Here is a 15947-nt window from a genome sequence, read left to right on the forward strand (position 1 = left end):
AAAATATCGTCTTTTTTTCATGATTTACATTTAAAATGAATTATTGGAATATTATGTTAGAATGATGGATGAAGTCATTCTGCTATTGACAGGATTACAGAAAAGAAATTTAGGATATTAAATTAAATTAAGTTATATAATTACGGAGTGATATGATGGAAATGCCAATTGGTTTATTTATATTCCTTTGTGTTGTTTCTCTAATCATTTTTTACGCAGTTATTGAAACAGCAGTGAGAAGAGGAATTGATAGTTCGCAAACCAGTCAAATGATTAAGGAATTACTTGATAAACAGAATGAAAAGGATGACAAATAAGTTAAATAAAACGTCATTGGACTGTGAAAAAATAATGCAACATTCCTTGGAATATGATCTTAGGTGCTTCGTTAAAGGATTATAATATTTATTGCATAATTGTTGCTGTATGCTAGTTTGATTGGAGGTTAATGGAATGCAAATCTTTGATTCACATTTACATATTATTGATACTAGGTTTCCATTGATTGAAAACAAAGGATATATCCCTGATGCTTTTACCAGTCAAGATTACCTCGACAGCGTAAATAATTTAAATGTAGTTGGAGGAGCTGTTGTATCAGGCTCTTTTCAGGAGTTTGATCAAACATATTTAATCGATGCATTACAAACCCTAGGTGAAAATTTTGTTGGAGTAACTCAATTACCTTACGATACAACAGATGACGAAATCATTAAGCTTAATAAACTAGGGGTGAGAGCCCTTCGATTTAATGTGAATCGTGGAGGTTCTGAGGACATATCGCGTTTGGATTACTTTGCGAGAAGAGTTTATGAATTGGTGAATTGGCATACAGAGCTATACATCAATTCTAACTCTTTAAAGGAGATAGCAACTACAGTCGAAAAGCTCCCAGCGGTTTCAATAGACCATCTGGGTTTATCAAAAAACGGGTTTTCCACCCTTTTATCTTTAGTAGATAAAGGTGTAAAAGTAAAAGCATCTGGTTTTGGAAGAATTGATTTTGATCCAGGAGAAGCAATTCGAAAAATTCATTCTATAAACCCAGATGCATTAATGTTCGGAACCGACTTACCTTCAACAAGAGCCAAAAGACCTTTTGAAGTTTCAGATATAGAACTGGTTTACAAAGTTCTTGAGGATGAACAAGTTAACAAGGTTCTATATAAGAATGCTGTTAATTGGTATTTAAAATAACATTTCCTGAAGTGATTCGTTTTTCATTAATCCTTTCTTACTAAAATAGAATAAGCTCCACTAAACATGGCAAATAACAAACCTGTAACAGGAAATACAATCCAATTAATATGCCATTGATCATAAACTAGACCGCTTATCAAGAAAATAATGACAACTAACGGCCAAATAATTGACGCCACCGCACCAATGACACGATCTTCTTCTCTTTCATTTGTTCTTTTGGATTTACCCCTTAATAGTTTTTCGTATGCAGCATATACATTGCCAAAATAAACAAATAAATACACTGCTATAGAGACAAGTACTAACATAATACACACACCAAAATTAGCTGTGTTTTCATTAAAAGCCATCATAGTAAAGAGAACAATCGGTGAGAAAATAATAAGAATAACACCAACAATCATTACTATCATATAAGTTGACTGGAAAGCATCCTTCTTTGCTCTAACCTTATTCTTAAGATCCATTGACAAATCAAAATCCCCTTCGAAACTGATAAATTTATACTTTTCTAATTTCATCCCAGCATAAATAAACAAACCAACTGCTATCGCTACAAATAATAATAGTACAATTAATCCAAGATATGTTCCGGTTTCGCTGGAGATTTCATTGTATCCATTTTCAATTACACCAAGTAAAAGAACAAGCATCGCAGCACCTAAAATACACAAAGTCACACCAATTCCGATCCATCTACCAGATTTTCTAGTGGTGTTGAGGTATTCTTCCACCTCTACCTCTGTTAGTAATGGATTTGTCACTCTATCTTCCTCAAGTGAAACCCCAAATTCTTCAATAATTTCATCAATATTACCGAATTCCGAAATAACAATACCAACTGCTTCATTCTCCGTTTTGCCAACCTGTTTTAATTCATGATACTTCTCCTCCATATTAGCTAACAGCTCATCTCTTAGGTGCCTCATTTCAGCTGATTTAGGTAATGAAGCAAACATATTATCCAGGTAATTAATAATGGTATTCATTATAGAAACTCCTCCCTCTATAAAGTATAAATATCTCCCGATTACTCCTTAATAAATCGATTAATGACTTCTTTCGTTAACTCCCACTCTCGACATTTTTCTTTGTAATAAAGCAATCCTGCTTCGGTAATTTTATAATACGTTCGTTTTTTCCCAAAGGTTTGTTCTTTATGAAAAGATTGAATAAAGCCTTTTTTCAATAGACGGTTGAAAGCAGAGTAAAGAGTAGTTTCTTTGATGATGTACTTTTCATCGGATAGCTCTTTGATTCTTTTCGATATTTCATATCCATATGACTCTTTTTCTAACAATAAATATAGAATAATTGTATCATTGTATCCACGAATAACATCACTACTAATCAAAAAGCTGATCCTCCTTTCTTCAAGATCCATTTACTTCATCTGTCGTAGTAATTATATTTTAGCACAATTACTACGACAGGTGAAGTAAAATAGTTAGAATTTTAACTAAAATGAAAAGATAGCGTGAAATATCCATTCACACTATCTCTTTATTGCTTTTTTTATTTAATGTGCCATCATCTCATGAGCAATATCATGTCCATCCATATCTGATGGATAGTAGGTAGGCCAGTTTGTAACTTCCTCCAATAAAGCCTCACGATCGTCACCCCAGTACAGGTGATAATGATCAGCTTCAGTCGGATAGATACTATGATCACTAAATTGAATGTACTGAGGAAGTCCTTCAGCATCATCTTCTAGTGCAAATATGTATCTTACACCTCTATTTCCTGCTTCATATGTTAAAATTTCATATCCATCATAGCTGTACTCTCCAGAATTCTCTTCTCCATCTTCATAGAATGTTACTTTATTTCCATCCATTACGATTCGGTCAACCTCTGTCTCGTATCCCTCATCATAATATTCCTTATATTCTTCTGCTGTCTTATCTCCATCATGTTCTTCCTTGTGTTCAAATACTTCATCAAGCGTTCCATCCAGAAGATATGGATATACAGATTGCCAGTCTCCTTCCCAATCAGAAAGCGGGCGATCCTCTACTTGGCTGTCTTCAAAATAGCCGGCATAAATATCTTCATCTTGTTCATGACTATGATCGTGACTGTGTTCATCTTCATCATGTTCGTGTTCATCTTCATGTATGTGATCTTCGCCCTCTGATGTTTGTTCCTCTTCTTCAGAAGAATTGTCCGTTTCGGCAGCTGCTGAAGATGAATCTGTTTCACCAGCATCAGACTCGTCTTGCGATGACTCTTCATTCTGACACCCTGCTAGTAGCAGAATACTGATGGCTAATACACTTAACCCTTTTACAAATAAAATTTTCACTTTGCTACACTCCTTTTAAAACGTAATGGTTACGATTTATAATTATACATACACCTTTTATATTCGTCAAGAAAAAAATGGTATTTATAGCGGGATATAATGGGATATGTGAAACTGTTGAATATTAAAAAGCCTATCGCATCACATAAAGTGACACAATAGGCTTTTTCTTTATCTAGGATTCCGGCACATTCCCGGAATTAAGAATATATCTATAAATAACCAAATCCATAGCACGACTAATGGAATCCAGCCAATTAAGAGCCATGTTGTACTCCATCCTACGATTCCAAGTAAGAGTTGGGCAATACCACTACCAACACGACCTGTATAAAAGCGATGCACACCGATTTGTCCGAAGAAAAACCATAATAAGTATGCAATAGCCAAATTTCTTTCTCTCATATTAAATCCTCCTGTTTATCATAAACTGCACTTTTCCATTCTAGCATGCGGATTAATTATAGTATATGTTTAGTGAATTAACATATTTCTAACAGGGAATTTATTAGTTTTTGGATAATATAATAAGTATACTGTGTATATATAGCACAAAGAAGTTTTAGAAAATAATAACCGGAGCATAGAATATATATAAATTTTATTTTGCCCGTATCTTTTTATTCCCTCAATTAGTTATATAAGTGAGGGGTTGCAAAGGAGTGAATGCATTGAATGTTAACAAACGTTTTTCTGCCAATGAAGGAGGTCATCATGTGAAAGGAAAAAGACAGATAAACCAATTATATCCTGGTCTTAAGAAGTATTCGTATTTTCTTACCAAAAATAAATGGGATGCAGAAGATCTCATCCAGGATACAATGCTAAAAGCCATGCATTATTATCAATCATCTGATCTAAGCCCAGCACTGTTAAACAAGATTGCTTACCATCAATGGATTGATACAGTAAAAAAAAGAAAGCATGAGATTATAAAAGCTTTGGATGATGAATCACAAGAGGACAATGCATGGAAGGCAGACAGATTGATTGATTTGGTGAAGTATATAGTGAATAATTTAACTCCAAAGCAAGCAGTCATTTTCATGCTGAAAGAAGCATTCAGTTACCAAGCAAAGGAAATTGCTGATTTACTGAATACAACGGAAATGGCGGTCAAATCTACCCTGCACAGAGCAAAAAAAAGAGTTAAAAATGAGTCCTCTCTTCAATCCGTCGATTCCTTTTGGAGAGAAGAAGAAAAGAAATTATTATATGAACTGCTATACCACTCCCTTCAGGCAGAAGACCCGGTTATATTAATTGATTGCATTTCAGAAATACCTTCATTGGCAGAAACTCCTAAGCTGACGCAACAAAAACATGCAAGTTCACCTCTCAATATGTATTCTATGGCCGCATAGAAAAGGAGGAAATGTAATGACTACCATTCCATATGTCATTGAACAATCAAGTCACGGGGAACGTTCCTATGATATTTACTCACGTTTGTTAAAAGATCGAATTATTATCATTGGTGATGAAATTAATGATCAGGTAGCGAATATAGTGACAGCCCAATTACTGTTTTTAGAAGCTGATGATCCTGAAAAAGATATTTCCATTTATATTAATAGCCCAGGTGGGTCCACTTCAGCAGGATTTTCCATTTTTGATACGATGGAACTTATTAAACCAGATGTTAGAACTATTTGCACCGGGATCGCCGCATCTTTTGGAGCATTGCTACTTCTTGCGGGGACACAAGGAAAAAGATATGCTCTTCCCAACAGTGAAATTATGCTTCACCAACCTATCGGCGGAACTAAAGGGCAGGCAACAGAAATTGAAATTACTGCTCGAAGAATCTTAAAACTCAAAAGCCACATTAACGAAATAATTTCCGAGCGAACAGGTCAATCCGTTGAAAAAGTCGCAAAAGATACAGAACGCGACTATTTTCTAAGTGCACAAGAAGCAATGGAGTATGGGATCATCGATCAAATTGTTAAGAAAAAATGATCTGAAATTCCTCCCCCAACAGTAACATCCTGTATTCGTCATTTATTCGAATACAGGATGTTTAAGTGGATGTTAACAATAAACCAATTATCATCCAACTCTGCATCCATTTTTCCATTCATCTTTTCAACTAATTTTTTAGACAGATACAGGCCTAACCCACTTGCTTCCGTATTCGTTCTACTGGTTACTTCTGTATAAAAACGCATAAACACTTTTTCCACGGCCATTTTACTATCTGGTTTGATATCATTTTCTTCATTCCTATAGATGATAACCACTGTACTTTTAAAGAACTACTCTAATCACTTAAAATGATCAAAAAAATATGTGAGGAAGTAACGTGGCGTATATCAAGAGGAACTTTTACTGTTAGATGGTCTATTTTAAGAAACATTTTTAACTTTTTTGTTCAGCAATCAGACCTATGCCCGATTGCTGAACAGTTAACACTTATATCCGGTTTTATTCCGTTTTTAACCAATCTTTAATATTATTATTAATTTTGTTTACTCCTGCGTATTCACTTAGAGTTTCCACAACGCTATTTAATGGAAGTACATTATAAGTATAAGGTAGCTCCTCATTAAAATTATATTCGAAGGCAAATGGTTCAGACGGTGGATTCATTTTATCCATATTCTCACTTCCCACGATATGAGAAGACCATGCCCAATTTCCTATTGTTGATTTGTCATACCATGTAAATCCTTTGGTAAATAGATTTTCACCATTATTATCCCAACTGCTTCCTTCATAAGTTCCATATTTATTTGTTATGCGGGAGTTTACAATTAAATTTCTGTTATAAGCGTCATGGAATAGTTCAGCCCATTGTGCATCCATGTTTTTTGTATCTAATCCTTGAATCTCAGCACCTATAATTGGCTCGTTGATGTCATGAAATACAGAGGTCTCTGCTGCAATCGAAGCACCATTCCTTGCATTAAGAGCTCGTGAAAGTTTATCTCTTCCGTATTCATGAATAGCGCTTACATTATCTAAAACATCTTCATGAGTCGAGTTGTCAAGATACAGGTTGTAGGCATGACCACTACCTTGACGAATCATCGGAACTCGCTGTCCAATATTGGTATAACGGTTGTAGGCAAGGGTTAATCGAATTCTTTGATTGCCATCTTTATAATTCTTTCCACTACTACTCACATAATCCACATAGTCCTTATCTCCAGAACCTGTTAAATGCACCTTACTGTGGTATGCTGCATATGCCATGATCTGCTCTTTGGTCGCACCGCCATTACGCATGTTAAAATACACGCTATCGGAATCCAGTTCATTTGCATCATATTTCCCTTCCATATACTGGATCGATTGATATATATCACTATCCTCTGGCGGATTCTCATTTGCAGGTAATCCAAATTCAGACCAGGAAATAGTAATATTGGAGCCACCGTTCTCCGTATCAATCAATCCGTCCGCACCAATGGAAAATTTACTATGATCGATCCACACATTATTTGCCCCATTCACCTTAATAAAAGTCCAACCTACTTCCTTATGTCTTCCAGTGTCATCCCATTGCCACATTCCATCAAAATTAAGATTCCTTAAGACAATATCATTCGTTGATCTTTGTAAATTTATTTCTACATGCCTAATTGTTTTTCCTTTTTTCGAAAAAATAGTTAATCCATCGACATTATTTATATCTAATTGTGAAACACCAGAAGCAGCTAATTTTGGATTAGTAAATCCGTTCATAGGATCTCGATATTCTCTGATAAAGCGATACTTACTAGCTTCTTCTGAACTTAAATTTAATTCTTTCCATCCTAAATTTAGATCTCTCGCCACTTCAATTACTTTGACACTTCCATTTCCAGCATCCAAAATGGCCTGCAAAAACTCTCGTTCCGTTTTAACTTTGCGATAATAAGAAGTTCCGATATAGTTGCTTCGGTCATTAACTCCTAATGATGCATAACCAGTTACGGACAGAAAACTATCATCGTAGTCCTTTATATTACTTTCTGTGTTTGGTATAGAATCGATTTCTGCTGCATTTGTTACTGTCGTTTCACCCAATAATAATGATGATGTAAAAAAGGCTAGAACCAATAACCAGATAGTGGTCTTTTTCCAATTCATAACATTACCTCCTGTTAATATAAAGTTTAAAATGTATCTCTTAACAATGCTCCAGTGAAATTCTGATGGGCTTTTATTATCCCACTTATGTTTGATCATGAACGGAGGCCTGTCTACTTGTTTTTCTCATATATGAGTCATTCCCTTATCTTTCTAACACCTCCTTCTTTTTATAAAAAGAAAACGTTTTCATTAACTGTATTATAGCATGATTTTGTCGATTTCTAATAATGAAATATTGTTGAATAATATTCCTATATTGCTATTCAATGAAGTTCTGTGATAAATATACTTTCTAAGAAAAGCTTAGTGCGCCTGTCTAGAAACGTACTTCAGAATCACGGAGAACAAGTGACGTAATGATAACTTTCGCCCAAGGGCATAAGGAAGGTTGCGAACCTCTCGCACTTAATATACATGGCTAGGACAGAAAAATTCGAATATATGACAAAACACGAATATCGAGTTTGATGTTCATGTTTGTTGTTCCTTGGAAAAGTATCATTCTTCCTTGGAAAAATGAGTATTTCCAAGGAAGAGATAGAGAATTCCAAGGAAGCGGAGCACTTTTCCAAGGAAGGGAACAAGAATTCAAAGGAAGAAGCAACAAGTCCAAGAAATAGATCATTGCCCCTATGCAGATGAGAAAGACCCTCACATTCACGAGGGCGGTATTCAATCTGATTTTCAGTATTAAGTTTATTTTTTGTCCCCCTTCTTTCGTCACTCACTTTCATTCTTATATTGTTTAATAAACTCACTAAGAACTAAAACTGCAACAATAGCCATAACAGCACCATCTATGTAACTGTCGTTAATAAAATTAATTACTGATACAACAATTGATAAAACCAGCGAACACAAAAGAGCTAATTTGCTCAATAATATCAACCTCTGCTTTCTTCATTATACAATCCCTTGAGCAATATAAAAGCAAGTAGTAGCAAACCTTCAGTCCCAGACATATGGTGTTAAAGCATCAGCAACTGTATTTTAAACTTTATCTGAAGGTCCCATTAAAATTTAAATTATCATGTAAGAGTTTAAGGATTTTTAAATCCAAACATACCAACGAACGCAAATAGTGTATTTAAAAATAAAAATAGTACTCCAAGAATAATTAACAATATAGCATCATAGAGTAATGTTTCTATTGTTACAAGAGTTGAATTTTGTATTTTTATTATAATCCACCACTCTTCTTAATTTACATTTTTTTCTGATTAAACCTAAAAATGTTACATTATTTATAATAGTATATTAGATTAAGATGAACAGGTAAATAAATACATGTTTCTTATAATTTGTTAAGAAATAAGAAAAGTGGATCAAAATGGAGAAGAAAAAATGTAACACATCCGCAAAAAAATATTTATCCCCTATTTTAAGTATTCATCCTGCCTTTTCATTGCCTGAATACCGATTATGCATTTTTAAAAGGGATTCACTCTCCTTTTCCAATGCTCGAATAACGATTATACGCTTTTTTAAGGGATTCACTCTCCTTTTCAAGTGTACGAATCCCTATTAACGTTTCGCTCTGTTTATATACCTGAGTCTTGATTATTTCTCCTTGTGTAGTACGTCCCTTTTTTGTTTCCTTTTTTATCAAAATTTTTAGCTAATGCGTATTGAATTCGCTCTTTAGAAGCGATTGCTCCACACCTATTGCTAAGGAATGAAAAATAGGATCAATTGGTGTATTCTTTTGAAATTGACGGAAATAACGATTCAACTGTGTAGATAATAAAATTTTGGGATGGCGTGATTCGAGGTATAACGTAAATTCTGAATTAACAAAGACAACTCGAGCTTGAATGGATATGTGAAATCCTAACCCCGATACCAATTGACGCAGTAATGATTCAGATCTCTTCAATTGAGTTAATGGATCATCGACTTCAACACCTTGTTCCAAGTAGAGCTTGTCCTTTTCATAATAGTATTCGCCTTGATAGTTTTTTACTTCAAATAAATGGAGTTGATTGTTAATGATAAGGATACTGTCGATTTGGAAGTAGCGATTTTTGAAGGAAAGGGAAAGGTCTTGTAACATAATGCATTCATCAGGTATTTTACCAACATAGTCATCCAATAATAATTCGCCTTGATACCCAACTTGGAGCTTGTTATACTTTTTTCTTTCTTCTTTCGATAACAACTTTCTTCTATTTAAAGCATCATACAATTGTAACTCATACGGTTTATCCCGCCACATCTTATCAAGCCTCCTTTCTATTAGTCTTGCTCTAAAGATAATAAAAACTATTATGACAGTCTAGTAGCAAGATAAGCTACGTGATTGCAAAAATAACCACGCCTTAAGATTTCCAGTAAAACCTTGAGGCGTGACTTATATTCAAATCAATTGCTATTATTTCAATATCATCACACGTATATTCCTCAATCGTGATGCCCACAAGATCTTTAATAGTCCCAGGGATTGCTTTCATATATGTTTGATTTGATTTCCACTTCTTGAGCCGAACCAAAGTTATGAGAAGGTTATCTTATATCAAGAAACTACAACTTTTTATACATAATGGTTTGCAAATCCTGAAAACCAATTCGGTTATATATTTCTTTTGCAAAGTTATTGGCAAACACATTGAGCCTAATCTCTTTAAAACCATAAAGTTTACTGTCTGTTATCGCAGCCTGTAATAATTGCTTGGCTATGCCTACATTCCGATATTTAGGTAAAACATACAGTTCGTAAATAAATGCATGTGTTTGATTGGTCATATAATCGATGTTTTTTCCCAGCAAAATCCAACCAGCAATTTCTTTATTTACATTTTCACATACTAAGTAATATCCGTTTTGTTCAATGGTAAATAGGGCCATTTTCACAGCCTGTTCTTGACTTATAGTATCTTCTAATAACGTAGCTTCATTTGCTACATCTTTCGCTTTTGATAAAATAAACTGTACATCTTTATACGTCGCATTCCTAATCATCTTTACGCCCCTCAAAAAAAATGTAATATCCATCAGCTAGGGTTTTTATTCACCGTGATAAATCATATGTTATAAATCAATATTTGTTCAGCTATGGCAGAGAAACAGATACACTGATCTGAAAATATCTTAGCAAAACAATTAAAGGCTGCCATCCAAGATATGAAAGGATATCTCAGATAGCAGCCTTTTGTTTATAGGAAAAGTTTTTCAGATGAAGAATTTAGCGTGAGGTTGACCCATCAAATCTTCACCTATTGTGGTATAGAGTTTTCTGCGTTAATATAACCAGCACCATAAATATTATTATCTCGGTCTTCCCATAAATCCGCACCGTTTTTCAGTAACTCTTTTATCTCATCAGGTGTTAAATCCGGGTTGTGTTGTTTCATCAAACTAACTATCCCAGCACAGATTGGTGTCGCCATTGACGTACCCGACATGGTAAAGTAAAAATCTTCGACACGATTGGGTTTTTGCAGTTTATCAATATAAGAATTCGGTGAACGTAAGGATATAATATCTGCTCCAGGTGCAAGAATATCTGGTTTTACTTCACCGTAAATCGTTGGTCCTCTACTGGAGAAACTTGCTACGTCATCATCACTGCGCGTATCGGCTGTGTCACGATCATCTAATGCTCCCACGGTAATGACTCGATCACTGAGAGCTGGACTTGAAATGGTTTGTGGGTCAGGTCCACTATTACCAGCTGCAACACAGACGGTAATACCACTTCTCCAAGCCTCTTCTGCGATTTGAACCAATGGATCCTGATCTTCTTCTCCATAATCCTGTGGTTGTGTCCCCAGAGACATACTTAAAATGTCAATCGGACTATCCGGATTATCTTCATTATATTGAATACACCATTCAACACCTTGCATGATCGTATCTAAGGAACCCGATCCCATATTATTTAATACTTTTACGCCTGCCACATTTGCTTCTGGAGCCGGTCCCATGTACTTCCCGGAAGAAGCGGATCCATTTCCGGCTACATCTCCGGCGCAATGCGTCCCATGACCATTATCATCATAAGGTTCAGACCGGCCATTAATAAAATCTACAAAATCAGTGATTCTTCCCGATAAATCCTGATGAGGATAGATACCTGTATCAACAATCGCAACTTTAGTACCCTGTCCTGTTAACGTCGTATTATTTCGAACCACTTGTTTCGCGTTAGATGATTCAACCGCAACGTCTAATAACGCGTGAATTTCTTTATTCCCATAGACCTTCTTGACATGCTTACAATTTGATAACATCTCATCTAAACTGTCAGGAGTCATATCCGCTGAACAACAGGAAATTCTGGAGTAATAGTTGTATAGTTTATTCTTTCGATGTTTTTTAGTAATCTGTCCTATTTGATAACACCCTGACTCATAAGCATCAGGATGAAACTGAACAATAACCGACAACTTTTTCTTACGCTTTAACCTTTTTTCAAATAATCGATGCAAAAAGCACGGTGTATATTTAAAAGGATGATAAAGATTAACTAACTCATTACGCAAAGGTCGATCTAATTGCTTTGCATGGTTACGCACCGTCTGAATCATAGAATACCCAAACAAATTATCCCCTCATTTCTACTTTTCTTACACTCTATGAGGGAATGAAAGGTTTGGAATCCATGATTGTCCATGAATTGTCGAAAATAGGCGAATCGGAAAAGTGAGAGAATATATTCATACCTTTGCCACCTTCATTCCATTACCTTTTCAGCAATTTTCTAGATGTTTCTAGTAATATATTACATTCATTAATTTTCTTTATATTTATATACTATACTAAGTACAATATTTTTATTTCTTCTAATTAAATCAAAGAGAGGAGAACAAAATGAGCAATAAAACTAGAATTGTCCGAAACCTTAATTTAAATTGGAAATTTCACAGAGGAGATGAACCGAAAGCATGGTATAAAGGGCATGACGATTCCGGCTGGCGGGACATTACTCTTCCTCATGATTGGTCTGTCGAAGAACCTTTTTCGAAGGAGCACTCCAGCGGGTCCGGTTACGTAGCTGGCGGTACAGGATGGTATAGAAAAAGGTTTACACTTTCCCCTGAATCAGAAGAAAAGAGAGTATATATTACCTTTGAAGGCATTTATAATCATTCCCAAGTCTGGTGCAATAGCTACTACATTGGAAAAAGACCGTATGGATATAGCACCTTTACATATGACATCACAGATTTCATCACTTCTGAAGGAAACAATGTTATATCTGTAAAAGTTAATCATAAAGATGTTGCTGATTCCCGATGGTATACTGGTTCTGGAATTTATCGTGATGTTTACCTTACGATTACCGATCCCATTCATATTAATCAATATGGTGTATTCGTGACAACACCAGAAGTATCAGATGACAAGGCTACGGTAGCAGTTAACACCCAACTAACCAATGAAACTAGTACACTTGAGAATATTCAAATAAAAAATACTCTCTTTGACCAAGATAGAAATGTGATCAGTATCTCTTCTGAAACAAAAGATATATCAGGAGAATCAGGTTTAAATGTGGATCAATCGATAAATGTCATAGAACCTCATTTATGGTCACCAGATCATCCTTATCTCTATACTGTCTTAACCGAAATTATTCATAACAATCAGGTTATCGATAATGTAACAACGATAACTGGGATTCGCTCCTTTGCCTTTGATCCGAGTAAAGGCTTCTTCCTAAACAATGAAAACATGAAAATAAAAGGCGTTTGTGTGCATCATGATGCAGGCGGATTAGGAGCAGCCGTACCACAAAAGGTATGGGTTCGTAGACTTAGAGCCTTAAAAAACATGGGTTGCAATGCGATTAGGATGAGTCATAATCCGCCAGCACCAAACTTATTGGATTTATGTGACAGCATGGGCTTTCTGGTGATTGATGAAGCATTTGACGAATGGGAAGGTGTGAAAAACAAATGGTCTACTGGGCACAATGTGTATCCACCTAAACATTATGGATACTATGAAGATTTCCCACAATGGAGCGAGACAGATTTGAAGGAAATGGTTTTAAGAGACAGAAACCACCCATCTATCATTTTATGGAGTATCGGGAATGAAATAGATTATCCTAATGATCCTTATTGTCATCCTTATTTTGAAGAAATGACAGGCAATAACGATGCAAATAAACCTGCCGCTGAAAGAGTCTATGACCCTAATAAACCGAATGCAGAAAGACTCACCACCATCGCCAAACGACTAGTTCAATATGTAAAGGAATGTGATAATACAAGACCTGTTACATCCGCTTTAGCCTTTCCCGAACTGTCTAACCTGACTGGTTATGCTCAGGCCTTAGACGTCGTCGGCTACAATTATAAAGAACATTTATATGAAGATGTTCTTGAACAATACCCAGACCATGTGATTTATGGTAGTGAAAACAGCCCTAGTTTGGATGATTGGTTAAAAGTCAGAGACAACGAAGCAATCAGTGCTCAGTTTATCTGGACTGGTATCGATTATTTAGGAGAGGCAAAAGGGTGGCCTGTAAGAGCCGCTCAAGCTGGATTCTTAGACCTTGCAGGTAACAAAAAATCAAGCTTCTATTATCGTCAAAGTCTCTGGAGTAATGAATCAATGGTATTCTTGGCAGTAAAGCGGAAAAACGACGCAGAAGCAGAACGAAATTCCAGATGGATGGGTGACCCACATTGGAACTGGCAAGATGACGAGCAATTAGAGGTCTTTTGTTATACCAATTGCCCAGAAGCAGAATTATTTATCAATGATATCTCGTTAGGAACGAAAAAAATAACAGACATTGGCCATTATCTGAGCTGGAACGTAGCTTTCCAACATGGTGTATTAAAAGTAGTTGCCAAAGATCATAATGGCAAGGAACATACACATCAACTTGTTACTGCTTCAGAGCCTAAAACACTTAATATTGTGATAGACTATCCAGAATTAATAGCGGATGGCCAAGATATAACACACGTGGAAATGCAAATCACAGACGAGAACGGAAATCCAGTTTATCACGCAGATAACCGAATGGAGCTTTCTATTGATGGTCCGGGGGAAATTATTGGAATGGAAAATGGGAATGCACAAGACCTGCAGAACTATAAAACGCATCGGAGAAATGCTTACCACGGAAAATTAGTTGCATTTGTTCGTTCCAAAACAGCAGAAGGAATCATTCTTGTAACCGTAAAATCTGATGGTTTAGATACAACTCAAATTTCCATTCCAGTTCACTAATTAACTTATAAACAACAAATCACAGCACATATTTGCTGGATTTGTTGTTTATTTTTTTAAAAGTCATTGCGCAGGCTACGACTTATCATTTATATAACAAATCTATTGTGTATTCCTTTAGATTTGTTGATTATCTTTATTTTTGTGACAAATCTTTAGCGACTTGTTTTAGATTTGTCAGTTATATTCATTTTTGTGACAAATCTTTAGCCTCTCCCTTTAGATTTGTCAGTTATATTCATTTTTGTGACAAATCTTTAGCCTCTCCCTTTAGATTTGTCAGTTATATTCATTTTTGTGACAAATCTTTAGCCTCTCCCTTTAGATTTGTCAGTTATATCGATTTATGCAACAAATATTCGCTTACTCTTCTTAGATTTGATGTATATAATCTGATACAACAAAAAGCATACCTTTTATTTAATAGGTATGCTTAATTACTATAATTAAAGTGTTACAAGTTCGAAAAATTAAGCTGGCTCAGCCATCCTATTGTTTTTCACTTCCACTTTCTCAAAAGCAACATATGTAAAGCGCATAATCAGCAAACTTAATACACTGCCCGAGAAAAATAAAAAGAGAATCGAAAATGAAACAGTTACATAGTAGACAACAAAAGTCACAAACGCCATATAAATAGTTCGAACCGGATAAGAAGCTCCAATAATAAAGGCATATTTAAAACATTCCATTAACCTGATATCATAATGGACATATACGGGAAAAACAAAAAATGTCACCATGAGATAGTAAAATGAAACGGGTATTAACAATAGCAACATTACCATTTGAAATGGTCCACTCGAATTTTTGACTAACATATAATCTAAATATAATATTACTCCACCTATGGCACTTATATACCCTAAGATATTTGCCTTTAATAAATGTCTTTTGAATAAATCTAAAAAGGTTTTAAAAATCTGTTCATCTGCATTTCCTTTAATCCAATGCCTCACCATACTAAACATTGCCACTGTTGCTGGAAAAAATCCTACAAAACCTGCTCCTATAACAGTAAAAAAAATCCATAGTAAATTCAGTAAACTTAATCGCATGACCCACTCTGAAAATTTATAAATAAATGTATTTCCAAACGCATTCACCATTTATCAACCTTTCTTTTTTACAATATAGAAAGAGGTCCCACAGGAATCTCTGCTAG

General features: G+C 35.1%; 15 protein-coding genes. 5 read left to right on the forward strand and 10 right to left on the reverse strand.

Annotation, left to right across the window (positions count from 1 at the left end; genetic code table 11):
• Positions 1 to 155 precede the first annotated feature (155 nt).
• A complete protein-coding gene (locus BM121_RS21940) occupies positions 156 to 317 on the forward strand; it encodes a hypothetical protein (protein ID WP_175495294.1) in 162 nt (53 codons plus the stop codon).
• A gap of 136 nt (positions 318 to 453) precedes the next feature.
• Complete coding sequence (locus BM121_RS02915; protein WP_091480892.1) at positions 454 to 1197, forward strand: amidohydrolase family protein; 744 nt, start codon at positions 454 to 456, stop codon at positions 1195 to 1197.
• Between the two features lie 26 nt (positions 1198 to 1223).
• Here the strand turns inward: BM121_RS02915 and BM121_RS02920 are convergent, their stop codons facing one another.
• The 4 genes from BM121_RS02920 to BM121_RS02935 all read right to left on the reverse strand — a co-directional run bounded on the left by BM121_RS02920 (position 1224) and on the right by BM121_RS02935 (position 3916).
• Complete coding sequence (locus BM121_RS02920) at positions 1224 to 2192, reverse strand: permease prefix domain 1-containing protein (RefSeq protein WP_091480895.1); 969 nt, start codon at positions 2190 to 2192, stop codon at positions 1224 to 1226.
• Positions 2193 to 2233: 41 nt separating this feature from the next.
• Positions 2234 to 2557, reverse strand: a complete 324-nt coding sequence (locus tag BM121_RS02925) for a PadR family transcriptional regulator (protein WP_091480898.1) — start codon at positions 2555 to 2557, stop codon at positions 2234 to 2236.
• Between the two features lie 165 nt (positions 2558 to 2722).
• Positions 2723 to 3511, reverse strand: a complete 789-nt coding sequence (locus BM121_RS02930) for a metal-binding protein ZinT (protein ID WP_091480900.1) — start codon at positions 3509 to 3511, stop codon at positions 2723 to 2725.
• Positions 3512 to 3682: 171 nt separating this feature from the next.
• The gene (locus tag BM121_RS02935) at positions 3683 to 3916 is read right to left on the reverse strand and encodes a TM2 domain-containing protein (protein ID WP_091480902.1); all 234 of its coding nucleotides are present in this window, start codon (positions 3914 to 3916) and stop codon (positions 3683 to 3685) included.
• 266 nt (positions 3917 to 4182) lie between these two features.
• Here BM121_RS02935 and BM121_RS02940 point away from each other — a divergent pair, with 266 nt between their 5' ends.
• Entirely contained in the window at positions 4183 to 4875 is a 693-nt protein-coding gene (locus BM121_RS02940; protein ID WP_175495295.1) for a sigma-70 family RNA polymerase sigma factor, read from the forward strand.
• 16 nt (positions 4876 to 4891) lie between these two features.
• Entirely contained in the window at positions 4892 to 5473 is a 582-nt protein-coding gene (clpP, locus tag BM121_RS02945) for an ATP-dependent Clp endopeptidase proteolytic subunit ClpP (RefSeq protein ID WP_091480907.1), read from the forward strand.
• A gap of 38 nt (positions 5474 to 5511) precedes the next feature.
• On the opposite strand, the gene BM121_RS02950 is transcribed toward clpP, so the two are convergent.
• The 5 genes from BM121_RS02950 to BM121_RS02970 form a co-directional block, all read right to left on the reverse strand.
• Entirely contained in the window at positions 5512 to 5754 is a 243-nt protein-coding gene (locus BM121_RS02950; RefSeq protein WP_245780709.1) for an ATP-binding protein, read from the reverse strand.
• Positions 5755 to 5938: 184 nt separating this feature from the next.
• The gene (locus BM121_RS02955; protein WP_091480909.1) at positions 5939 to 7588 is read right to left on the reverse strand and encodes a pectate lyase family protein; all 1650 of its coding nucleotides are present in this window, start codon (positions 7586 to 7588) and stop codon (positions 5939 to 5941) included.
• Positions 7589 to 9209: 1621 nt separating this feature from the next.
• Entirely contained in the window at positions 9210 to 9806 is a 597-nt protein-coding gene (locus tag BM121_RS02960) for a nuclease-related domain-containing protein (protein ID WP_091480912.1), read from the reverse strand.
• 305 nt (positions 9807 to 10111) lie between these two features.
• The gene (locus BM121_RS02965; protein ID WP_175495296.1) at positions 10112 to 10549 is read right to left on the reverse strand and encodes a GNAT family N-acetyltransferase; all 438 of its coding nucleotides are present in this window, start codon (positions 10547 to 10549) and stop codon (positions 10112 to 10114) included.
• A gap of 254 nt (positions 10550 to 10803) precedes the next feature.
• A complete protein-coding gene (locus BM121_RS02970; protein WP_091480916.1) occupies positions 10804 to 12132 on the reverse strand; it encodes a S8 family peptidase in 1329 nt (442 codons plus the stop codon).
• Between the two features lie 268 nt (positions 12133 to 12400).
• Between BM121_RS02970 and BM121_RS02975 the strand changes: the two genes are divergently transcribed.
• The gene (locus BM121_RS02975; protein WP_091480918.1) at positions 12401 to 14782 is read left to right on the forward strand and encodes a glycoside hydrolase family 2 TIM barrel-domain containing protein; all 2382 of its coding nucleotides are present in this window, start codon (positions 12401 to 12403) and stop codon (positions 14780 to 14782) included.
• Positions 14783 to 15252: 470 nt separating this feature from the next.
• On the opposite strand, the gene BM121_RS02980 is transcribed toward BM121_RS02975, so the two are convergent.
• The gene (locus BM121_RS02980) at positions 15253 to 15888 is read right to left on the reverse strand and encodes a YesL family protein (protein WP_217649292.1); all 636 of its coding nucleotides are present in this window, start codon (positions 15886 to 15888) and stop codon (positions 15253 to 15255) included.
• Between the last annotated feature and the right edge of the window lie 59 nt (positions 15889 to 15947).

The organism is Gracilibacillus orientalis, assembly GCF_900114645.1.
Classification (GTDB): Bacteria; Bacillota; Bacilli; order Bacillales; family Amphibacillaceae; genus Gracilibacillus; species Gracilibacillus orientalis.